This window comes from Pseudomonas sp. FSL W7-0098 (assembly GCF_005930585.1).
In the GTDB taxonomy this organism is placed as follows: domain Bacteria; phylum Pseudomonadota; class Gammaproteobacteria; order Pseudomonadales; family Pseudomonadaceae; genus Aquipseudomonas; species Aquipseudomonas bubulae.
In genome coordinates this window covers 121,141-142,231 of sequence record NZ_RXHW01000002.1, presented here as the reverse complement: position 1 = coordinate 142,231, position 21,091 = coordinate 121,141, and the positions used below count along the sequence as shown (strand labels likewise).

Here is a 21,091-nt window from a genome sequence, read left to right as displayed (position 1 = left end):
GCAAATTGCGAACTGGTATCAACAAAGGCTGGCGATAATAGCAGACCGAGCCTTTGCTGAACACCAATCACCTTAATACCCCTGATTGATTTCATTAATCAGCCTGGCGACGCAGGAAAGCCGGGATGTCCAGGTAATCCAGATCATCTTGCGGATTGAGCTTGGCAGCAGTCGTCGCGCCTTGCTGGGCCTGGTTGCGCATCACGGTCGGGCGATCCAGATCACGGTAGTTGACCACCGGTTGTTCCTGACGCTCGGTACGGGTTTCCTGACGAACAGGGGCGCTGTGTGCTGCCGAAGCTGCGTACGAAGCCTGCAGGGTGTTGTCGACAACCTTGACCGGCTTCTCGATTTTTGCACCCAGACCGGTAGCAACCACAGTGACATGCAGCTCGTCACGCATGTCCGGATCGATAACAGTACCGACCTTGACCATTGCGTGTTCCGAAGCGAAGGCTTCGATGATGCTGCCCACGTCGGAGTACTCACCCAGGGACAGGTCAGGGCCGGCGGTGATGTTTACCAGGATGCCGCGAGCGCCTTCCAGGTTCACGTCTTCGAGCAACGGGTTGCGAATGGCCGCTTCGGTGGCCTCACGTGCACGGTTCGGACCGCTGGCGCAGCCAGTGCCCATCATCGCCATGCCCATTTCGCTCATCACGGTGCGTACGTCGGCAAAGTCGACGTTGATCATGCCCGGACGCTTGATGATGTCGGAGATACCGCGAACGGCACCGGCCAGTACGTCATCGGCCTTGGCGAACGCAGACAGCAGGCTTGCGTCTTTACCCAGGATGGTGAGCAGTTTTTCGTTCGGAATCGTAATCAACGAATCGACGCTTTCGGACAGCAGACGAATACCTTCGTCGGCGATCTGCATGCGCTTGCGACCTTCGAACGGGAACGGACGGGTCACCACCGCAACGGTGAGGATGCCCATTTCCTTGGCCACTTCGGCAATGATCGGCGCAGCACCGGTACCGGTACCACCGCCCATGCCCGTGGTGATGAACACCATGTTGGTGCCCTGCAACACTTCAGCAATACGCTCGCGGTCTTCCAGGGCAGCCTGACGACCGACCTCAGGGTTCGCGCCGGCACCCAGGCCCTTGGTCACGCCAGTGCCCAGTTGCAGGATGGTACGCGCACCAATGCTTTTGAGCGCTTGTGCGTCTGTGTTGGCGCAGATGAATTCCACGCCTTCGATGTTGCTCTTAACCATGTGGTTAACAGCATTGCCACCGCCACCACCAACACCGATAACTTTGATTACCGGGCTTTGCGGGATGTTGTCTACGAGTTCGAACATGGTCCCTCTCCTTTCATTTCTCTAGTTTTTTTCGCCTACTTCTACCGCTTTGAATCTGTTTACAGCTCAAGCTTTAAAAGTTGCCCTGTACCCAGCGCTTGAGGCGCTCAAGCACAGGGGCTTTTTGTTCGTCACTGCTGTAGTTGTCGCGGTTGCTGATACCCGATATCGAAATACCGTCTGACTGCTTTTGCAGCCCGTACAACAACAAGCCCACAGCGGTGGAATAAATCGGATTGCGCACAACGTCGGTGAGGCCCTTGAAACTGTGCGGCACACCCAGACGGACCGGCATGTGGAAGATCTCTTCGGCCAGTTCGACCGCGCCTTCCATCTTTGAAGTACCACCGGTCAACACGATGCCCGCCGGAATCAGGTCTTCGTAACCGCTGCGACGCAGCTCGGCCTGAATCAGGGTGAACAGCTCGTCGTAACGCGGCTCGACCACTTCGGCCAGGGCCTGACGGGACAGTTCACGGGGTGGGCGATCGCCCACGCTTGGCACCTTGATGGTTTCGCCGGCACCGGCCAGTTTGGCCAGTGCACAGGCGTAACGAATCTTGATTTCTTCGGCATATTGCGTTGGTGTACGCAGCGCCATGGCGATGTCGTTGGTCACCTGGTCACCGGCAATCGGTATCACTGCCGTATGGCGAATCGCGCCTTCGGTGAAGATCGCGATGTCGGTGGTGCCGCCGCCGATATCAACCAGGCAAACGCCCAGTTCTTTTTCGTCATCGGTCAGTACCGAGTAAGCCGATGCCAACTGCTCAAGGATGATGTCGTCCACCTCAAGGCCACAGCGGCGTACACACTTCTCGATGTTTTGCGCGGCATTCACGGCGCAGGTCACGACGTGAACCTTGGCTTCAAGACGTACGCCCGACATGCCCAGTGGCTCACGTACGCCTTCCTGGTTATCGATCACATAGTCCTGCGCCAGGGTGTGCAGCACACGCTGGTCAGCCGGGATCGCGACAGCCTGGGCGGCGTCGAGGACGCGCTCAAGGTCGGCGGTGCTGACTTCACGATCACGAATCGCCACGATGCCGTGGGAATTCAGGCTGCGGATGTGATTGCCGGCCACGCCGACAAATGCCGAGTGAATCCGGCAACCGGCCATCAGCTGCGCTTCTTCGATGGCGCGCTGGATCGATTGCACGGTGGACTCGATGTTCACCACCACGCCTTTCTTCAGGCCACGGGACGGGTGCGTGCCAATACCGACGATTTCGATCGTGCCGTCTTCACCGACCTCGCCTACCAGCGCAACCACCTTGGAGGTGCCGATATCGAGGCCGACGATCATTTTGCCGCTTTGCACATTTGCCATGGGTCCTGCCTCTTCTTAATTCTTCGCGACAGCGGGTTGGGCTATCGTGGGTGCCACAGGTTCCCGCCAGCCGACGGCCAATCCGTTGGCATAACGCAAATCGATGCGCGCTATGTTTGTAATCTGTTCTTTCAGCGTTTTTTCATAGATGGCTATGAAACGACGCATTTTTTCTACCAGATGATCGCGCCCCAACAACAGCTCGATCCCGGGCCCTGCACTACCGGCTCCAGTGGTCAGGAACCAGCTACCGCGCTCACGCAACTCCAGCCGGGCTATGGAAAAGCCCATCGGACGCAGCATCTGGCTCAACACCTGATACTGCTGCATCACCTGCTGCTGAGCCCGTTGTGGACCAAACAGCTGCGGCAAATGTTCGTAATTGGCCAGCTCACGCGGGGTGAACGCCTGGCCCTGGTTGTTCAACAGTGCCTCATCCCCCCAACGCGCAACCGGCAGTTGCTCTTCAAGGCGAATCACCACCTGGTCGGGCCACACGCGACGGACTTCGGCGTGGGCGATCCAGGGCATCTGCTCGAGCTCGGTGCGCATGCCTTCCAGGTCTACGGTGAAGAAGCTCGCTGCCACATAAGGGGCAATGCGCTGCTGCACGGCTTGCTGGCTGATATAGGTCAAATCGCCCTGCACGTTGATATTGGTGATCGGGCGGTCGGCATAGGGCATCAGGCGCTGCGCACCTTCATAGGTGCCATAACCCAACGCCACCAGCAGCACCGGCCAGAACAACGCTTTCAAAAAGCCGAAATTGGCTTTTGGCAAACGCACCGACATCGGCTCTTTCGCCACCATCCGGCTGGCGCCACGCGGCACCGGCTTGCGGCCGGGAGCGGGTGGTTGATGACGAAGCGATGCACCTTGCATGGACTTAACCCCGCGCCTCTAAACTTGCCGCCAGAATCGACAGCACCAGCTGTTGGAAATCCAGACCCGCCGCCTTGGCCGCCATCGGCACCAGGCTGTGATCGGTCATGCCCGGCGCGGTGTTGACTTCCAGCAGCCAGAACTGGCCTGCAGTGTCCTGCATCACGTCCAGACGGCCCCAACCGGCAATGCCGATCGCCTCGCAGGCTTTCGCCGTGAGGTCCATGAGCTCCTGTTCCTTGGCACTGTCGAGGCCGCACGGGATCCGATACTGGGTATCGTTGGCCACGTACTTGGCGTCGTAGTCGTAAAAGCTGTGGGGCGTACCCAGGGCAATCGGTGGCAACACCTGGTCACGCAGGGTGGCGATGGTGAACTCGGGACCTGTGATCCACTGCTCAACCAACACTTGCGAGTCGTACTTGCTGGCATCGGCCCACGCGACGATCAACTCGTCCACGTTACTCACTTTGGCCATACCGATACTTGAACCTTCATGAGCCGGTTTGACGATCAAAGGGAAGCTCAGTTCCTTGGCCGCAGAAATACAATCGGCTTCGCTGCTCAATACTGCGTGACGTGGCGTTGGAATACCCAGGCTGTGCCACACCTGTTTGGTGCGCAGCTTGTCCATGGCCAGGGCCGACGCGAGGATGCCGCTGCCGGTGTAAGGAATGCCCAGGCACTCCAGTAGGCCTTGCATGCTGCCGTCTTCACCGCCACGACCATGAAGGATGATGAACGCGCGGTCGATTTTTTCGCTGGTGATACGGGTGATGAAGTCATCGCCCACATCAATACCGAAGGCATCCACACCGGCGCTTTGCAGCGCGCCCAGCACGGCATTGCCCGACTTCAACGAGACTTCACGCTCAGCGCTTTTGCCGCCGAACAACACGGCCACACGGCCGAAATCGGCTGGGGCAATGGTCGAGAACAGATTGGCATAGGCAGCAGTCATTTCAACTTTCCTTCACTGGTAGCGGCAACAGCGCCGGCGAACAGCGGGCTCTTGATAAGTTGCGGTGCCAGACGGCCGATATCGCCCGCCCCTTGGCACAACAGAATGTCGCCAGCGCGCAGCAGCGGCTTGACGATCGGCGCCAGCTCGACGCCGCGCTCGATGTAGATCGGGTCCAGCTGGCCGCGCTGACGGATGCTGTGGCACAGCTGGCGGCTGTCAGCCCCGGGAATCGGCTCTTCGCCAGCCGGGTAGACTTCCATCAACAGCAATACGTTGGCATCGGCCAGGACCTGGACGAAATCGTCGTACAGGTCACGGGTGCGGCTGAAACGGTGCGGCTGGTACACCATCACCAGGCGACGTTCCGGCCAGCCACCACGTACGGCCTTGATCACCGCGGCGACTTCGGTCGGGTGGTGACCGTAGTCATCGACCAGCATCACGCTGCCGCCATCAACTGGCAGCTCGCCATAAACCTGGAAGCGTCGCCCCACCCCTTCAAAGCCCGACAGGCCCTGAACGATGGCTTCATCGCTGATGCCTTCATCAGAGGCTATGCAGATGGTGGCCAGGGCATTGAGCACGTTGTGGTTGCCCGGCATGTTCACCGACACATCCAGCGGCTCGCGGTCAGGGCGCAACACGGTGAAGAAGGTTTGCATGCCCTGCTGGCGCACATTGATCGCGCGTACATCAGCGTTTTCGCTGAAGCCATAGGTCACGGTCGGACGCTTGACCAGCGGCAGGATTTCACGCACCACCGGATCGTCCAGGCACAGCACGGCCAAGCCGTAGAACGGCAGGTTGTGCAGGAACTCGACGAAGGTCTTCTTCAGCTTGTTGAAGTCGCCTTCGTAGGTCGCCATATGGTCGGCGTCAATATTGGTGACCACCGCCACCAACGGCTGCAGATGCAGGAAGCTGGCATCGCTTTCATCAGCTTCGGCAATCAGGTAACGGCTGGTACCCAGTTGTGCATTGGTACCGGCTGCATTCAGGCGGCCACCGATCACGAACGTCGGGTCCAGGCCACCGGCCGCGAACACCGAGGCCAGCAAGCTGGTGGTAGTGGTTTTGCCGTGGGTACCGGCAACAGCGATACCGTGGCGATAGCGCATCAGCTCGGCCAGCATCTCGGCACGAGGCACCACCGGAATGCGGCGCTCAAGTGCGCTCGCAACCTCGGGGTTGGAGGTATTCACGGCACTCGATACCACCAGCACATCGGCGTTGGCAGCGTTCTCGGCGCGGTGGCCGATATAAATGTGTGCGCCGAAGGACTCGAGCCGCTCGGTCACAGGCGAAGCGTTCAGGTCCGAGCCCGACACTTCATAGCCCAGGTTCAGCAACACTTCGGCGATACCGCACATTCCCACACCGCCGATACCGACGAAGTGGATGCGACGGATACGGCGCATTTCCGGTTGTGGCATAGCTTTTTGATTCTCAACCATTGGCCACCTCCAGGCAGATATCTACAACGTTGCGGGTCGCATCGGGTTTGGCCAGGCGGCGGGCATTGGCCGCCATGCTGTTGAGTCGTTCCGGTTGCATCAAAACCTCTGTCAGGCGTGCAGCCAGTTCGGCTGCGCCAGTTGTCGCTTGCGGCATCAGGAAGGCTGCGCCCTCGCGTGCCAAAAAGTCGGCGTTACGGCTCTGATGGTCATCGATCGCGTGGGGCAATGGCACCAGCAGCGAAGGCAGACCGGCCGCAGCCAGTTCACTGACGGTCAGCGCGCCTGCGCGACAAACCACCAGGTCGGCCCAGCCATAGGCATGGGCCATATCCTTGATAAAAGGCTGTACGTCAGCCTCGACGCCGACCGCGACATAGCGCTCGGCGGTAATCCGGTCATGCTGCTTGCCGGCCTGGTGAAACACTTCAGGGCGAACGTCAGCCGGGACCTTGGCCAGCGCTTCAGGCAACAACTTGTTCAACGGCTCGGCGCCGAGGCTGCCGCCCAGTACCAGCAAGCGCGCCTTGCGCCCTTCGAGCGCAGCCCGAGGCGCCAGGGTAAACAGCTCGGGGCGTACCGGATTACCGGTGCTACGCAGCGTCTGCGAGGCTGCAAAGGTGCCGGGAAAGGCTTCGCACACCCGACTGGTCATCGGCACCAGCAGGCGGTTGGCCGTACCGGCTACCGCGTTCTGCTCGTGAATGATCACCGGTACACCGCAGGTTTTCGCCGCCAGGCCACCTGGCCCGGTCACGTAACCGCCAAAACCCAGCACACACACCGGCTTGAGTTGACGAATGATCCTGCGCGCCTGAAACAGCGCCTTGAGCAGTACAAAAGGGGCCTTGAGCAACGACAGCTTGCTCTTGCCACGCAGGCCCGCCACGTTAATCAGGTGCAGTTTGAAACCGGCAGGCTCGACCAGTTCATTCTCGATGCCACGGGGCGTACCGAGCCAGTGCACGGTGTAGCCGCGGGCTTCGAATTCGCGGGCGCAAGCCAGCGCCGGGAACACGTGGCCACCGGTGCCGCCCGCCATGATCAGCACGTTAGCGCCCATGGGTCGGCTCCTCTGCAAAGTCGCTTTCTTTGAAATCGGTCTCTTCACTGCCCAGGTGGGTTCGACTCTCCCACTCGATGCGCAGCAACAGCCCCATGCACACGCAGCAAATCACCAGCGAGCTGCCGCCATAACTGAGGAACGGCAGGGTCAGGCCCTTGGTTGGCAACAAGCCGACGTTTACCCCGATATTGATCAGGAACTGGCCGATCCACAGGAACGACAGGCCGTAGGCCATATAAGCCGAGAAATACTGCTTGGCGCGCTCGGCCCACATGCCGATGTACATGCCGCGCACACACACAAATACGAACAGGGCCACGGTCAGCAGCGAGCCGACAACACCCAGCTCTTCTGCCAGTACCGAAAACACGAAGTCGGTATGTGCTTCAGGCAGGTAGAACTGCTTCTGCACACTGTTGCCCAGACCGACACCAAACCACTCGCCGCGACCGAAGGCGATCAGGGCCTGGGTCAACTGGTAGCCGGAGCCGAACTGGTCGGACCACGGGTCGGTAAAGGTAATCAAACGCGCCATGCGGTAAGGCTGTGCCTGTACCAGCACGAACACCGCGCCGACAGCCAGCGCCACCATCAGAGCGAAACGGAACAGGCCGACACCACCGAGAAACAGCATGGCAGCAGCGGCGCCCATCATCACAACCGTGGCTCCGAAGTCGGGCTCCATCAGCAGCAGGCCGGCCATTGGCAGCAGCACGATAAATGGCTTGAAAAAGCCCATCCAGCTATCCCGCACTTCCTTCTGCTGACGCACCAGGTAGCCCGCCAGGTAGATCACCACAAAGACCTTGGCGATCTCCGAAGGCTGCACGTTGAAGAAGCTGAAACCGATCCAGCGCATCGAGCCGTTTACCTCACGGCCAATGCCCGGGATCAGTACGGCCACCAGCAAACCGAATGCACCGATCAGCAACATGAAGCCCATGCGTTGCCAGGTCGCGATCGGCACCATCATGGTCATGATGCATGCGCCCAGGCCGAGCACGATGTAAAACAGGTGGCGGATCATGTGGTACAGGGTGTTGCCCGACTGCAACGCCGCCACTTCGGACGAAGCCGAAGTGATCATCACCAGCCCCAGACCGAGCAAGGCCAGGCAACCGGCGAGCAACGGGAAGTCGAGGTCGATGCCACGGCCCGTAATCAGCGGTGAAGGATAAGGCTTGAGGATGCCGAACATCATGCCAGCACCTCCACGGCGCGAGCGAACAACTGGCCGCGCTCTTCGTAGTTTTTGAACATGTCGAAACTGGCGCAGGCTGGCGACAGCAAGACTGCATCACCCGATTGCGCCAGTGAGCGGCTCAGTGCGATGGCTTCGTCCAGCGAACCGGCACGCACTTGCGGCACGGCATCGCCAAGGGCGTCGGCTATCAGCCCCGCATCACGACCTATCAACACTGCCGCGCGGCAGTGCTTGGCAACCGAATCACGCAAGCCGCTGAAATCCGCGCCCTTGCCGTCGCCACCGGCGATAAGGATCAGCTTGCCATCCATGTCCATCCCCAGCCCTTCGATAGCAGCCAGTGCCGCGCCGACGTTGGTGGCCTTGGAGTCGTTGTAGTAGCTCACGCCATCCAGCTCGCGCACCCACTGACAGCGATGCTCAAGACCGGTGAAATTGCGCAGGCTGGCGAGCATGGCGTCGAACGGCAGACCAACCGCGTGACCCAGCGCCAGGGCAGCCAGGGCATTGGCCTGATTATGTGCGCCACGCACTTTCAGCTCGCGCACGGGCATGAGGTTCTGGAATTCGAAAGCGAGGTATTTTTCGCCGTTTTCTTCACGCAGGCCGAAGGCCTTGAAGTCCGGCGCGCTGAGGCCGAAAGTCCAGCACGGCTGACCTTCGCTCATCAGCGGGCGGGTCAGGGCATCCTGACGATTGACCACCACCTGCCGGGCGCCACGGAAGATCCGGTGCTTGGCCAGGTGGTACGCAGGCAGGCCGCTGTAGCGGTCCATATGGTCTTCGCTGACATTGAGCACTGTGGCCACTTCAGCACCCAGCTGGTTGGTGGTCTCCAGCTGGAAGCTCGACAGCTCCATCACGTACAGCTCGATATCATCGCTGAGCAGGTCCAGTGCCGGCGTGCCAAGGTTGCCACCCACCGCAACGCGCTTGCCGGCTGCCGCAGCCATTTCGCCGACCAGGGTGGTCACGGTGCTTTTGGCGTTGGAACCACTGATTGCCACGATAGGCGCTTTCGCGTTACGCGCGAACAGGTCGATGTCGCCCGACAGTTTCACGCCGCGGGCAGCAGCAGCTTGCAGCGCCGGAGTCGCCAGGGCCAGGCCGGGGCTCACGTAAAGCTCGTCGGCGCGGCACAGGAATTCGACATCCAGCTCGCCACAACGCACTTCCACTTGCGGGTAGTCACGGCGCAGCGTGGCAAGCTCCGGCGGGTTTTCCCGCGTATCTGCCACGGCAAACGACACGCCCCGTTGCGCCAGGAAGCGCACCAGGGACATGCCGCTCTTGCCGAGGCCGACAACGATGCGGAAGTGGTCAGAAGCGATCAGAGACACAGGTTCTACCTCAGCTTCAGTGTGGCAAGGCCGACCAGTACGAGAATCACGGTAATGATCCAGAAGCGGACGATCACACGTGGCTCAGGCCAGCCTTTGAGTTCAAAGTGGTGATGAATCGGCGCCATGCGGAACACCCGCTTGCCGGTCAACTTGAAAGACGCTACCTGGATCACCACGGACAGGGTTTCCATCACGAACACACCGCCCATGATGAACAACACGATTTCCTGACGCACGATCACGGCGATAGTGCCCAGGGCTGCGCCCAGCGCCAGTGCGCCGACATCACCCATAAAGACTTGTGCCGGGTAGGTGTTGAACCACAGGAACCCGAGACCGGCGCCAATCAATGCGCCGCAGAACACAATCAACTCACCCGCGCCCGGTACATAAGGGATCAGCAGGTAGTCGGCAAATTTCACGTTGCCCGACAGGTAGCAGAAGATACCCAGCGCACCGCCGACCATCACGGTGGGCATGATCGCCAGGCCATCGAGGCCGTCAGTCAGGTTGACCGCATTGCTCGAACCCACGATCACAAAGTAGGTGAGAACAACAAAGCCGATGCCCAGCGGAATGCTGGCGTCCTTGAGGATGGGCAGGATCAGCGTGGTTTCTACCGCGCTTGGCGCCGTCACGTACAAGAAGATCGCCGCGCCCAGACCGAACACCGACTGCCAGAAATACTTCCAGCGGCTTGGCAAGCCACGGGAGTTTTTTTCGATTACCTTGCGGTAGTCATCCACCCAGCCGATGGCGCCGAACAACAGGGTCACGATCAGCACGACCCACACATAACGGTTGCTCAGGTCAGCCCACAACAGGGTGCTGATGGCGATGGCCGACAGGATCAACGCGCCGCCCATGGTCGGAGTGCCCGATTTGGACAGGTGCGATTGTGGGCCGTCATTACGTACCGACTGGCCGATCTGACGGTTTTGCAGGGTGCGGATCATCCACGGCCCCAGGCACAGCGACAAGGTCAACGCGGTCAGCACCCCGAGGATCCCGCGCAGGGACAGGTACTGGAAGACCGCGAAGCCTTTATGGAACTGTTGCAGATACTCCGCTAGCAGCAGCAGCATTAATGTTTCTCCCCGCTGGAACCGCACAAAGCCGCAACGACGTTTTCCATCGCAGCGCTGCGCGAGCCCTTGATCAAAATAGTGGTGTTTGTTTCGTGCTCAGCGCGAAGCGCCTTGATCAGGTCAGCCTGATTGGCGAAGTGACGAGCCTGGTGTCCAAAAGCAGTGACGGCATGAGCCATCATGGGTCCCACCGCATAGAGCGCTGAAACTTTGTCGGCGGCATAAGCGCCTACTTCACGATGTCCTTGCTCCGCCCACTCACCCAGTTCGCCAATATCTCCGAGCACCAGGACGGTGCGGCCGGAAAAGGCGGCGAGTATATCAACGGCAGCGCACATTGAGGTGGGGTTTGCGTTGTAAGTGTCATCAATAATTCGCAGGCCCGCGGCGGTCAATTGCGCGACAGCGCGACCTTTTACCGGCAACACGGCTTCAAGGCCGGTTTTGATACCAAACAGCGACACGCCGAGGGCGTGAGCAGCTGCCGCAGCGGCCTGTGCGTTGGCCACGTTGTGGGTGCCCAACAGGTTAAGTTGGACCTGCTCGCTACCCAGCGGGCTGTGCAAGGTGAAGCCCGGGCAACCGCGAGCGTCACGGCTCAGATCGCTGGCATAAAAATCGGCTTGAGGGTTGTTCAAGGCAAAACTCAGCACCTTGCGCCCCGCTGCCCGGTTCTTCCAGATGGCGAATGCCTTGTCATCCAGATTCAGGACAGCGATTCCGTCAGCCTTCAGCCCTTCGATGATTTCGCCCTTGGCTTCGACGATTTTATCCGGACCACCGAACTCGCCCACGTGGGCAGTACCGGCATTGTTGAGCACGGCGACATGGGGCTGGGTCATGGCCACGGTGTAGGCAATTTCGCCGAGGCGTGAAGCGCCCAGCTCAATAACCGCAGCCGTGTGCTCAGCTGTCAGTTCCAGCAGCGTCAGCGGCACGCCCAGATCGTTGTTCAGGTTGCCCTTGGTCGCCAGCACCGGGCCACGGGTGCGCAGAATGCAGGCGAGCATTTCTTTGACCGTGGTCTTGCCGCTTGAGCCGGTAATCGCCGCCACCGGTTTGTCGTAGCCGGCACGGTTGAGCGCACCCAGGCGACCCAAAGCTTCGCGGGTGTCCTTGACCACCAGTTGTGGCAGCGCCGACTCCGGCACTTCGCGCTCAACCAGCGCGGCAACGGCGCCCTTGGCAGCCACTTCATTGAGGTAGTCGTGGCCATCGAAACGCGGGCCGGTCAGCGCAATAAACAGCTGACCCTTGCTGATCGCCCGGCTGTCGATGCTGACCCCACTGAAACGGCAGTCGACATCGACCACACGCCCCTGCAGGGCAGCAGCCACTTCACTGAGCAACAGAGGCTTAAGCATGGGCAGCCTCCCAGGTGTTCAAGGCTTTTTCGGCTTCGACCAGATCAGAGAAGTCATGGCGTTCGCCGTTGATTTCCTGATAGTCCTCATGACCTTTACCCGCCAGCACGATTACGTCAGCGGCGCTGGCACCGGCGATCAACTGCGCAATGGCATCACCGCGACCGGCGACAAAAGTGACGTCCTGCGGCGCGACAAAACCCTCACGAATATCATCAAAAATTTGCCCCGGTGCTTCGGTGCGCGGGTTGTCGTCAGTCACCAGAACACCATCAGCCAAACGCTCAACCACCTGCGCCATCAACGGACGCTTGCCGCGGTCACGGTCGCCGCCGCAGCCAAACAGGCACAGCAACTGACCTTTGGCATGCGGGCGCAGGGCCAGCAGTACTTTTTCCAGTGCATCCGGGGTGTGGGCGTAGTCGACCACCACCAGCGGCTTGTTGCCGCCACCCAAACGCTGCATGCGACCGACCGGGCCTTCCAGCTTGGGCAGCACTTTGAGAATTTCGTCCAGCGGGTAGTCCAGCCCAAGCAAGGCGCCAACGGCAGCCAGTACGTTGCTCAGGTTGAAGCGTCCCAGCAGCGAGCTGCGCAACAGATGCTCGCCTTGCGCCGTCACCACGGTGGCCCGCACACCGTCATCATCAAAGATGGCATCACGGCAGTACAGGGTGGCCCCTGTGTCCTCAAGGCTATAGCTGATCAGGCGCGACTCATGCTTTTCAGCGGCCAGTTGGCGGCCAAATTCATCGTCCAGGTTCAGCACCCGGCAGCGCAGGTCCGGCCAGGCAAACAACTTGGCCTTGGCGGCGGCGTAAGCCTCCATCGTGCCGTGGTAATCCAGATGGTCGCGGGACAGATTGGTCAGCACAGCGACGTCAAATGCCAACGCACTGACGCGCCCCTGATCCAGGCCATGGGAAGAAACCTCCATCGCTACCGCTTTGGCCCCGGCCTTTTTCAGGTCGGCCAGCATGGCCTGTACGGCAATCGGGTCTGGCGTGGTGTGACGGCCACTTTGCAGCGCGCCATAAAAACCGGTGCCCAAGGTGCCGACGATGCCGCAGTGCTGACCCAGCAGGTCAAGCGCCTGGGCCACCAGCTGAGTGACGCTGGTTTTGCCGTTGGTGCCAGTGACACCTACCAGATTCAGATGCCGGCTGGGCTCACCATAAAAACGCCCGGCGATATCCGACAGCTGGGCCGCAAGGCCCTTGACCGGAATCAGCGGCACGGCAGAGATAGGCAGCACATCAGCGCCGTCCACTTCATAGGCCACGGCAGCAGCGCCGCGCTTAAGGGCGTCAGCGATATGTTCACGACCATCGAGCTTGCCGCCAGGCACCGCAAGGAACAGATCACCTGCGCGTACATTGCGGCTGTCGAGGGTCAGTTCACGGATCAGCAGATCGTGACCGGCGTGAGGAAAAATCTTGTTCAGGCTCAGGGACATTAGCCACGCCCTCCTTTGGCTGCTGCAGCGGCTGCCGCTGCTTGTTGCTCCGCTGCCGTTGGCAGGTTATCCGGGATCACGTTCATCAGACGCAGCGTGCCGGACATGACTTTGCTGAATACCGGTGCCGAAACCAGACCACCGAAGTAGCCCGCCTTGCTCGGCTCATCGATCACCACGACGATCGCGTACCGCGGGTCGCTCATGGGACCAAAGCCGGCAAACAGGGAACGGTAGGAGTTCACTGCGTAGCCTTTTACCCCACCACCCGTGGTTTTACGCGCCGTACCCGACTTGCCGCCGACGTGATACGCCGGAACCTTGGCACGCCATACACCACGCGGATTTTCGATTACTTCCTGGAGCATTCCCTGCAGCGTCTTGGCGACTTGCTCCGGCATGACCTGAGCGGCCTGAACAGGTTTGTCCTTGTCTGTCTTGAGCAGGGTCAGCGGAGCGAGCTTGCCGTTGTTGGCCAGGGCCGAGAAGGCATGCACCAGCTGGATCGCGGTCACGGACACGCCGTAGCCGTAAGACAGGGTCGCGGTTTCCGCCTTGCGCCATTCACGGTAGTTGGGCAGGTTGCCCACACGCTCGCCCGGGAAGCCCAGACCGGTGTCCTGGCCCAGGCCCATCTTGGCCATCTGGCGGAAGATCGCTTCACCGCCGATATCGAAGGCCACCTTGCTCATCCCCACGTTACTGGAGTTGATCAGGATGCCGGTCAGGTCGAGTACCGGACCTTCAGTGCGCGATACGTCACGAATGGTGTATTTGCCCAGCTGCAAGGTGCCCGGGTACACCTCAACCTTGTCGGTGGGTTTCCAGCGCCCGGTTTCCAGGGCGGCACTCATGGAGATCGGTTTGACCGTCGAGCCCGGCTCGAACACGTCGATCATGGCGCGGTTACGCATCATCGCCGGTTGCAGGTTGCGACGGTTATTCGGGTTGTAGGTGGGCTGGTTGACCATGGCCAGAATCTCGCCGGTCTTCACATCCATGATCACCAGGCTGCCAGCCTTGGCGCCGTTCTCGACCAGCGCATTGCGCAGTTCGCGGTTGGCCAGGTATTGCAGGCGCAGGTCAATCGACAACGCCAAGGTCTTGCCGGCCTTGGCGTTTTTGGTCACTTGCACGTCTTTGATCAGACGCCCGCGCCGGTCCTTGATCACTTGCCGCTTGCCCGGCACCCCGGCCAGCCATTCGTCATAGGCCAGTTCGACGCCTTCGCGTCCTTTATCGTCGATATCGGTAAAGCCGACCATATGCGCCGTCACCTCACCCGCAGGGTAGAAACGACGGAACTCTTCAATGCCATAAACACCCGGCACCTTGAGGTCGAGCACCACCTGGCCCTGCTCGGGAGTCAGGCCCCGCACCAGATAGATAAATTCTTTGTTGGCTTGCTGCTCCAGGCGTGCGGTCAGCACCTTGGGGTCTTGCCCAAGCGCGTGTGCCAGGGCTGGCCAACGGTCTTTGGCAACCTGCATTTCCTTGGCATTGGCCCACAGGGTGGTCACCGGCGTGCTCACGGCCAAAGGCTCGCCATTGCGGTCGGTAATCAGGCCACGGTGTGCAGGGATAGGGATATGCCGCAAGCTGCGAGCATCGCCCTGGCCCTTGAGGAAGTCATGGTCGATAACTTGCAGATAAACGATCTGGCACGCGATTGCACCTACCAGCAGTGCCAGCAATGCCAGCACCACACGAAAACGCCACGGATAGAGCGCGCCTTCGAGTTTGATCATGGCGCCACCATTCGAACTTCTGCTGCGCCAGGAATGCGCATCTTCAGTTGTTCGCTGGCCAGGGTTTCAATGCGACTATGGGCAGTCCAGGTGCTCTGCTCGAGAATCAGGCGGCCCCATTCGGCCTGCGCCTTGTCCCGTACGCTCAGCTCCCCGTACAGGGTGTTGAGCAACTGGCGGTTCCAGTGGGCGCTATACGAAACGCCCACAGCCGAAACCAGCACGCCAATAAACAACAGCAGCATGAAAAAACTTCCGCCGGGAAGTGGTTTGGCGAAGAGCTTGTTCAACGAAGCTTCTCCGCGACGCGCATGACAGCGCTGCGCGAGCGCGGATTGGCTTTGAGTTCGGCATCGGACGCGGTCTGTGCCTTGCCATGAATCTTGATCTTCGGTTCGAAGGCAACGTGCTGCACGGGCAAGCCGCGCGGCAGGTTGTCGGGCTCGCCCTTGACCAGTTTGCGCATAAACAGTTTGACGATGCGGTCTTCCAGCGAGTGGAAGCTGATAACGACCAAGCGGCCGCCGATAGCCAGGGACTCAAGGGCAGCTTCAAGGCCAGCCTCAAGGTCACCCAGTTCGTTGTTCACATGAATGCGCAGGCCCTGGAAAGTGCGGGTCGCCGGGTGCTTGCCCTTCTCCCAGGCCGGGTTGGCCACTTTCAGCACTTCGGCCAGGTCGCCTGTACGCTCGAACGGCTTGATATCGCGACGCTCGACAACCGCACGGGCCATGCGACCGGAAAACCGCTCTTCGCCGTATTCCTTGAATACGCGGGCAATTTCCTCCTGGGAGGCAGTGTTGACGAACTCGGCCGCGCTGATACCGCGATCAGGGTCCATACGCATGTCCAGCGGGCCGTCATTCATAAAGCTGAAGCCGCGCTCCGGGTCGTCAAGCTGTGGTGAGGAGACACCCAGATCAAGCAACACGCCGTCGACCTTGCCAGCCAGACCGCGCTCGGCAATTTCGGATCCCATTTCCGCAAAACTGCGCTGCACAATGACAAAGCGGCCGTCTTCGGCCGCCAGCGCTTGCCCGGTGGCAATCGCTTGTGGATCTTTATCGAACCCGAGCAGACGCCCCTCAGGGCCCAGCTTCTGGAGTATCAGGCGGCTATGTCCGCCGCGACCGAAGGTGCCATCCAGATAGCATCCATCAGGGCGTACGGCGAGAGCCTCTACGGCTTCGTCGAGCAGTACGGTGATGTGGTTGAAGCCGCTATCTATAGTCACAGAATTAAATCACGCAGTTCGTCAGGCATCGCGCCCGGTTGTTGAATGGCTGCAAGGTCAGCGGCAGAAACCGCCTCCCAAGCATCCTCGTCCCACAGTTGAAACTTGTTCAGCTGGCCCACCAGCATTGCGCGCTTGTCCAGTCGGGCATATTCACGCAAGCGGGGCGGTACCAGAAAACGACCACTGCCATCGAGCTCAAGGTCGACGGCGTTACCAATCAACAGACGTTGCAAGCGGCGGTTTTCTTCACGCAGCGAAGGCAACGCCCGAAGCTTGGTTTCAATCAACTCCCACTCATCGAGGGGGTACACACACAAGCAGGGATCAACGGCATCAATGGTCACGATCAGTTGCCCGGAACTGCGCAAATTCAACTCGTCACGGTACCGGCTCGGCATTGCGAGACGGCCCTTGGCATCGAGACTGATTGCGTTGGCTCCGCGAAACACTGGCCGCATCTCCAAATATTAGCGTTTTACGTCTAAAAAACCCACTTCACGCCACTTTTCACCACTTATGCACACTATAGGAATGCGCCCACACCACCGTCAAGGAGCGGCCTACAGGAAAACCCTTACATAACGGAGATTTAGGAGGGGAAATAGACGTGGAGCAGTAAGCGGAGAGATTTTTTGACCCGCGACGCGCCGCAAATTCAAAGCTCTGGACTTCAAACTTAAAGTAGTTTGTTAAGAGTAAGAACTTTTCGGCATTACGTCGGGAAATAATCTTGCGATGAATTGCAGGGGGGGATAAGGCAATTGCGAATATAGCAATCTGCCTGCAGCGCAGGCAGAAGAAAAAAAGGTGGAGAGTCGATCTGTAAGCCGGGTTCTGTCGTGAACAGTCATTCGTCTACGATGGCCATCACTGGACATCTTTAGCAACCTACCCGGTCCCAGCGCGGGCCACGCCTTGGGACCCTATTTGGTCTTGCTCCAAGTGGGGTTTACCTAGCCACGAACTGTTGCCAGTCGTGCGGTGCGCTCTTACCGCACCTTTTCACCCTTACCGGCGCCGAAGCGCTTAGGCGGTTATTTTCTGTGGCACTTTCCGTAGGCTCACGCCTCCCAGGCATTACCTGGCACTTCGCCCTATGGAGCCCGGACTTTCCTCCCCCCCCTAATTTTCATAGAGGGCAGCGACTGTCCAATCGACTCTCCGGCGCGAAGATTAACTGTACAGAGCGTATAGAACAAGCGTTAAAAGCCGCAAGGCAGGTTGATTTGCCTGACTTGCGGCCTTTAGCCACGGGCTAGAACACAAAGAAATATCAAAGTGCCATCACCCGATATCAATTGTTACTCACTTTTCTGCTTTTCAAGTGCAACTTGGTACAACACGTTTTTGCGCTCACCGGTTATTTCAGCTGCAAGTGCAGCAGCACGCTTGAGCGGCATTTCTTTAAGCAGCAAGTCGAGAATACGCATTGCCTCACTGCTGACCGCGTCTTCCGTTTCTGGCGCAGTCCAGCCGGCAACCAGAACCACACACTCGCCGCGCTGCTGGTTACTGTCGCTTTCAACAAAAGCGCGCAGCTCGGACAGGGGCAAACCTTTGAGCGTCTCGAATGTTTTAGTCAGCTCACGCGCCAGCAATGCCGGGCGCTCGGGCCCGAATACCAATTCAAGATCTTGCAGGCACTCAAGAATACGGTGCGGGGCCTCGTAAAAAATCAGTGTGCGCGGCTCTTCCTTAAGTAATTGCAGCCGCGAACGACGCCCAACCGCCTTGGCCGGCAGGAACCCCTCAAAGATAAAGCGATCAGAAGGCAGCCCCGCAGCCGACAAGGCGGCGATCAAGGCGCAGGCTCCCGGCACGGGCACGACCTTGATCCCGGCAGCACGCGCCTGACGCACGAGGTGATAACCGGGGTCGGAGATCAGCGGGGTACCGGCATCCGAGATCAATGCCACATCTTCACCCGCCAGCAAACGCTGGATAAACCGACTGCCTTCATCACGCTCGTTATGCTCGTGACAGGCACCCAGCGGCGTGGAGATACCAAAATGCTGCATCAAGCGCAGGGAGTGGCGCGTGTCTTCGGCCGCAATCAGCGATACATCACGCAATACCTTGAGCGCACGCGCACTGATGTCGTCCAGGTTACCGATGGGCGTGGCCACCACATAAAGTGAGCCAAGAACGGAATTCAAATCACCTGGAGCAGTCAAAACGCACACCTCATAAGAGTTAAAGGCGCCATTGTAGCGCGTAGAGCCCTCATGAACGCACCCACCCTGCAGGCCGCAAAACGCCAACCGGGTAAACTTTTAATGCCACAACGTACATAACGCATCTAAATTCAGGCTTTATTGCCTCTAACATCGCGCCCCGGCCAGTGCTTGGGTACACTTCCCAACTCATTTGATCGAGTATCAGGAACACTACATGATCGCTTGCCTGCGGCTGTTCACTGCCCTCTGCCTTGCTGCCCTGCTGGCGGCTTGCGCCAGCTCGCCCTCGTCCAGCCTTGGCGAACTTCCACGGACCCCGGATGCCAGCCTTGAGCAATTGCTCCAGCAGGCCACCGAGAGCACCAATCCGGAAAAGGCCGCCCTGTTGCGCCTGTCGGCAGCCGACCTTGCCCTGCGCCAGCAAAACAACGCCCGCGCCGCGCAGATCCTGGCCATGGTCCCGCTGGACCAGCTCAAGCCCGCACAACAGGTTTTTGCCAACACCCTGGCAGCCGAACTGGCGATGAACCGCAATGATCCCAAGGCCGCAGTCGCCGCCCTGAATCATCCAAGCACATCGATCCTGGGCGAGCTGCCCGTCGACCTGCAAGTGCGCACCCGTACCGTACATGCCCGCGCCCTGGAGGCTGACGGCCAGGCCCTGGCCGCCGCCCGTGAACGCGCAGCGCTGAGCCCGAACCTGACCGGCGATGCCGCCAACAGCAACAACGACGCTATCTGGGCACTGGTGGCCAGCTTGCCGGCCGAGCAACTGCACGCCCAGGGCAATGATGTACTGAGCGGCTGGATGTCCCTGGCCCTGGCGGTGAAAAGCGCCGGCACCCTGCAAGACCAACAGAACGCGATTGATCAATGGCGCGCACAGAACCCGGCCCACCCGGCCGCTATCCAGCTGCCGACCCCACTGGTCAAGCTCAAGGAGCTGGCCAGCCAGCCCCTGACCAAGATCGCCCTGCTGCTGCCACAGGACGGCCAACTGGCCTCGGTGAGCAAAGCACTGCGTGATGGCTTTATGGCTGCACACTATCAGGCCCAGCAAGCCGGCCAGAACCCGCCGAGCATTCAGTTCTATGACAGCTCGCGCCTGACCTCGCTGGACGAGTTCTACCGCCAGGCACAAGCCGACGGCGTGCAACTGGTGGTTGGCCCACTGGAAAAAAACCTGGTCAAGCAACTGAACAGCCGCCCGCAACTGCCGATTACCACCCTGGCCCTGAACTACAGCGAGGGCACCCAAGGCCCGGCGCAACTGTTTCAGTTCGGTCTGGCGGCTGAAGACGAAGCCCGCGAAGTGGCTCGCCGCGCCCGGGCCGACGGCCTGACCCGCGCTGGCGCCATGGTCCCGGTCGGTGAGTGGGGCGATCGCGTGCTCAAGGCATTCCGCCAGGAATGGGAAGCCCATGGCGGCACCGTCGTTGGCGTTGAACATATCGACAAACCTGTAGCCCTCGCCCAGCAAGTGGCCGATCTGGTGCAACTGCGCAAAAACGGCGGCTCGAGCGAACCAACGCGTCGCCAGGACATGCAGTTCCTGTTCCTCGCCGCGACCCCGCAGCAGGCCCAGCAGATCAAACCCACGCTGAACTACCAGTACGCAGGTGATCTGCCGGTTTACGCAACCTCCCACGTATTCAGCGCCAGCGGCGACCAGAACCAGTACAACGACATGAACGGCATCCGTTTTTGCGAGACCCCCTGGCTCCTCGACCCGAACAACCCGCTACGCCAGCAAGTGACCGCACAATGGCCGCAAGCAGGCGGCAGCCTGGGCCGCCTGTATGCGATGGGTATCGACGCCTATCGCCTGGCACCGAGCCTGGGCCAGCTTAAAGCCCTGCCCGACAGCCGGATCGACGGTATGTCCGGCAGCTTGAGCATGAGCCCGACCCAACGTGTAGAACGTCAACTGCAATGGGCCGAATTCGCCAATGGCCAGCCTCAACGCCTGCCGGCTACCGCCAACTGATGCCCGAACGCTCAAGCCAGCAAACTGGCAAGGATGCCGAGCGCCTCGCGCTGCGGCATCTTGAGCAACAGGGTTTGCGCCTGCTGGCACAGAACTGGGCATGCAGGCGCGGCGAGCTGGATCTGGTCATGCTTGACGGCGATACAGTAGTATTCGTCGAAGTTCGTTACCGTCAACATGCGCAATGGGGTGGCGCACTGGCCAGTATTGACGGCCGCAAGCGTCAAAAACTGATACTTGCCGCCCAGCATTTCTTGCAGCAACAGACACGCTGGGCCAATCACCCGTGCCGCTTTGACGTGGTGACGATGGACAGCACAACACCCCGACTGAACTGGCTACGGAATGCCTTTGACAGCCAGTAGCGCTGCCAGGCCGATTCCAGCTCCCTTTTTCAACGATTTTGCTTTGCTTTGCGGGCTGCACATTCTTGTGCCGGGAAGTCACCCAGGAACACCTGGTTCACGCCCGACCAGCCG

18 protein-coding genes and 1 other RNA gene are annotated in these 21,091 nt (G+C 60.0%); 2 read left to right on the top strand and 17 right to left on the bottom strand.

The genetic code is table 11. From position 1 onward, the window contains the following. Nucleotides 1-94: 94 nt before the first annotated feature. The 17 genes from ftsZ to rsmI all read right to left on the bottom strand — a co-directional run bounded on the left by ftsZ (nt 95) and on the right by rsmI (nt 18,604). The gene (gene ftsZ / locus FHL07_RS03665; RefSeq protein ID WP_095001531.1) at nt 95-1,309 is read right to left on the bottom strand and encodes a cell division protein FtsZ; all 1,215 of its coding nucleotides are present in this window, start codon (nt 1,307-1,309) and stop codon (nt 95-97) included. 73 nt (nt 1,310-1,382) lie between these two features. Then, nucleotides 1,383-2,642, bottom strand: a complete 1,260-nt coding sequence (gene ftsA / locus FHL07_RS03660; RefSeq protein ID WP_016779533.1) for a cell division protein FtsA — start codon at nt 2,640-2,642, stop codon at nt 1,383-1,385. Nucleotides 2,643-2,657: 15 nt separating this feature from the next. Then, nucleotides 2,658-3,524 (bottom strand): cell division protein FtsQ/DivIB, encoded by an 867-nt coding sequence (locus tag FHL07_RS03655; protein ID WP_095001532.1) that lies wholly within the window; start codon nt 3,522-3,524, stop codon nt 2,658-2,660. Between the two features lie 4 nt (nt 3,525-3,528). Then, entirely contained in the window at nt 3,529-4,485 is a 957-nt protein-coding gene (locus FHL07_RS03650; protein WP_088379010.1) for a D-alanine--D-alanine ligase, read from the bottom strand. After that, nucleotides 4,482-5,942 carry a UDP-N-acetylmuramate--L-alanine ligase gene (gene murC, locus FHL07_RS03645; RefSeq protein ID WP_095001533.1) on the bottom strand — a complete coding sequence of 487 codons (1,461 nt, stop codon included), beginning with the start codon at nt 5,940-5,942 and terminating at the stop codon, nt 4,482-4,484. Before murC ends, FHL07_RS03650 begins: the two co-directional genes overlap by 4 nt. Then, a complete protein-coding gene (murG, locus tag FHL07_RS03640; RefSeq protein WP_095026394.1) occupies nt 5,935-7,005 on the bottom strand; it encodes an undecaprenyldiphospho-muramoylpentapeptide beta-N-acetylglucosaminyltransferase in 1,071 nt (356 codons plus the stop codon). The genes murC and murG overlap by 8 nt, the downstream gene beginning before the upstream one ends. Beyond that, a complete protein-coding gene (ftsW, locus tag FHL07_RS03635) occupies nt 6,995-8,209 on the bottom strand; it encodes a putative lipid II flippase FtsW (protein WP_095001535.1) in 1,215 nt (404 codons plus the stop codon). Before ftsW ends, murG begins: the two co-directional genes overlap by 11 nt. After that, entirely contained in the window at nt 8,206-9,552 is a 1,347-nt protein-coding gene (murD, locus tag FHL07_RS03630; protein ID WP_095001536.1) for a UDP-N-acetylmuramoyl-L-alanine--D-glutamate ligase, read from the bottom strand. Before murD ends, ftsW begins: the two co-directional genes overlap by 4 nt. A 5-nt stretch (nt 9,553-9,557) precedes the next feature. Further along, nucleotides 9,558-10,640 carry a phospho-N-acetylmuramoyl-pentapeptide-transferase gene (gene mraY, locus FHL07_RS03625; RefSeq protein ID WP_095001537.1) on the bottom strand — a complete coding sequence of 361 codons (1,083 nt, stop codon included), beginning with the start codon at nt 10,638-10,640 and terminating at the stop codon, nt 9,558-9,560. Continuing rightward, entirely contained in the window at nt 10,640-12,007 is a 1,368-nt protein-coding gene (locus FHL07_RS03620; protein WP_138738118.1) for a UDP-N-acetylmuramoyl-tripeptide--D-alanyl-D-alanine ligase, read from the bottom strand. The genes mraY and FHL07_RS03620 overlap by 1 nt, the downstream gene beginning before the upstream one ends. After that, on the bottom strand, nt 12,000-13,463 hold the full coding sequence (locus tag FHL07_RS03615; RefSeq protein ID WP_095018296.1) for a UDP-N-acetylmuramoyl-L-alanyl-D-glutamate--2,6-diaminopimelate ligase: 1,464 nt from the start codon (nt 13,461-13,463) through the stop codon (nt 12,000-12,002). The genes FHL07_RS03620 and FHL07_RS03615 overlap by 8 nt, the downstream gene beginning before the upstream one ends. Beyond that, on the bottom strand, nt 13,463-15,211 hold the full coding sequence (locus FHL07_RS03610; RefSeq protein ID WP_095018295.1) for a peptidoglycan D,D-transpeptidase FtsI family protein: 1,749 nt from the start codon (nt 15,209-15,211) through the stop codon (nt 13,463-13,465). The genes FHL07_RS03615 and FHL07_RS03610 overlap by 1 nt, the downstream gene beginning before the upstream one ends. Continuing rightward, nucleotides 15,208-15,501 carry a cell division protein FtsL gene (ftsL, locus tag FHL07_RS03605; RefSeq protein ID WP_019823808.1) on the bottom strand — a complete coding sequence of 98 codons (294 nt, stop codon included), beginning with the start codon at nt 15,499-15,501 and terminating at the stop codon, nt 15,208-15,210. Before ftsL ends, FHL07_RS03610 begins: the two co-directional genes overlap by 4 nt. Next, nucleotides 15,498-16,445: a 16S rRNA (cytosine(1402)-N(4))-methyltransferase RsmH gene (gene rsmH / locus FHL07_RS03600; RefSeq protein ID WP_165446504.1), complete on the bottom strand. Its 948-nt coding sequence runs from the start codon at nt 16,443-16,445 to the stop codon at nt 15,498-15,500. Before rsmH ends, ftsL begins: the two co-directional genes overlap by 4 nt. After that, on the bottom strand, nt 16,442-16,897 hold the full coding sequence (gene mraZ / locus FHL07_RS03595) for a division/cell wall cluster transcriptional repressor MraZ (protein WP_095001541.1): 456 nt from the start codon (nt 16,895-16,897) through the stop codon (nt 16,442-16,444). Before mraZ ends, rsmH begins: the two co-directional genes overlap by 4 nt. Before the next feature lie 358 nt (nt 16,898-17,255). Continuing rightward, nucleotides 17,256-17,609: RNase P RNA component class A (rnpB, locus tag FHL07_RS03590), an RNA gene on the bottom strand. Nucleotides 17,610-17,749: 140 nt separating this feature from the next. Then, nucleotides 17,750-18,604 (bottom strand): 16S rRNA (cytidine(1402)-2'-O)-methyltransferase, encoded by an 855-nt coding sequence (rsmI, locus tag FHL07_RS03585; protein ID WP_095001542.1) that lies wholly within the window; start codon nt 18,602-18,604, stop codon nt 17,750-17,752. Nucleotides 18,605-18,839: 235 nt separating this feature from the next. Between rsmI and FHL07_RS03580 the strand changes: the two genes are divergently transcribed. Both FHL07_RS03580 and FHL07_RS03575 read left to right on the top strand, forming a co-directional pair. Continuing rightward, nucleotides 18,840-20,612, top strand: coding sequence for a penicillin-binding protein activator (locus FHL07_RS03580; protein WP_095018294.1), 1,773 nt, complete (start codon nt 18,840-18,842; stop codon nt 20,610-20,612). Then, nucleotides 20,612-20,977, top strand: coding sequence for a YraN family protein (locus FHL07_RS03575; RefSeq protein ID WP_095001544.1), 366 nt, complete (start codon nt 20,612-20,614; stop codon nt 20,975-20,977). Before FHL07_RS03580 ends, FHL07_RS03575 begins: the two co-directional genes overlap by 1 nt. Nucleotides 20,978-21,091: the final 114 nt, after the last annotated feature.

Bases quoted from the DNA above. Each gene is read 5' to 3' on its own strand.
- ftsZ (WP_095001531.1), bottom strand. From the start codon at position 1,309: ATGTTCGAACTCGTAGACAACATCCCGCAAAGCCCGGTAATCAAAGTT.
- ftsA (WP_016779533.1), bottom strand. From the start codon at position 2,642: ATGGCAAATGTGCAAAGCGGCAAAATGATCGTCGGCCTCGATATCGGC.
- FHL07_RS03655 (WP_095001532.1), bottom strand. From the start codon at position 3,524: ATGCAAGGTGCATCGCTTCGTCATCAACCACCCGCTCCCGGCCGCAAG.
- FHL07_RS03610 (WP_095018295.1), bottom strand. From the start codon at position 15,211: ATGATCAAACTCGAAGGCGCGCTCTATCCGTGGCGTTTTCGTGTGGTG.
- ftsW (WP_095001535.1), bottom strand. From the start codon at position 8,209: ATGATGTTCGGCATCCTCAAGCCTTATCCTTCACCGCTGATTACGGGC.
- FHL07_RS03580 (WP_095018294.1), top strand. From the start codon at position 18,840: ATGATCGCTTGCCTGCGGCTGTTCACTGCCCTCTGCCTTGCTGCCCTG.
- mraY (WP_095001537.1), bottom strand. From the start codon at position 10,640: ATGCTGCTGCTGCTAGCGGAGTATCTGCAACAGTTCCATAAAGGCTTC.
- FHL07_RS03615 (WP_095018296.1), bottom strand. From the start codon at position 13,463: ATGTCCCTGAGCCTGAACAAGATTTTTCCTCACGCCGGTCACGATCTG.
- murG (WP_095026394.1), bottom strand. From the start codon at position 7,005: ATGGGCGCTAACGTGCTGATCATGGCGGGCGGCACCGGTGGCCACGTG.
- FHL07_RS03620 (WP_138738118.1), bottom strand. From the start codon at position 12,007: ATGCTTAAGCCTCTGTTGCTCAGTGAAGTGGCTGCTGCCCTGCAGGGG.
- FHL07_RS03650 (WP_088379010.1), bottom strand. From the start codon at position 4,485: ATGACTGCTGCCTATGCCAATCTGTTCTCGACCATTGCCCCAGCCGAT.
- FHL07_RS03575 (WP_095001544.1), top strand. From the start codon at position 20,612: ATGCCCGAACGCTCAAGCCAGCAAACTGGCAAGGATGCCGAGCGCCTC.
- murC (WP_095001533.1), bottom strand. From the start codon at position 5,942: ATGGTTGAGAATCAAAAAGCTATGCCACAACCGGAAATGCGCCGTATC.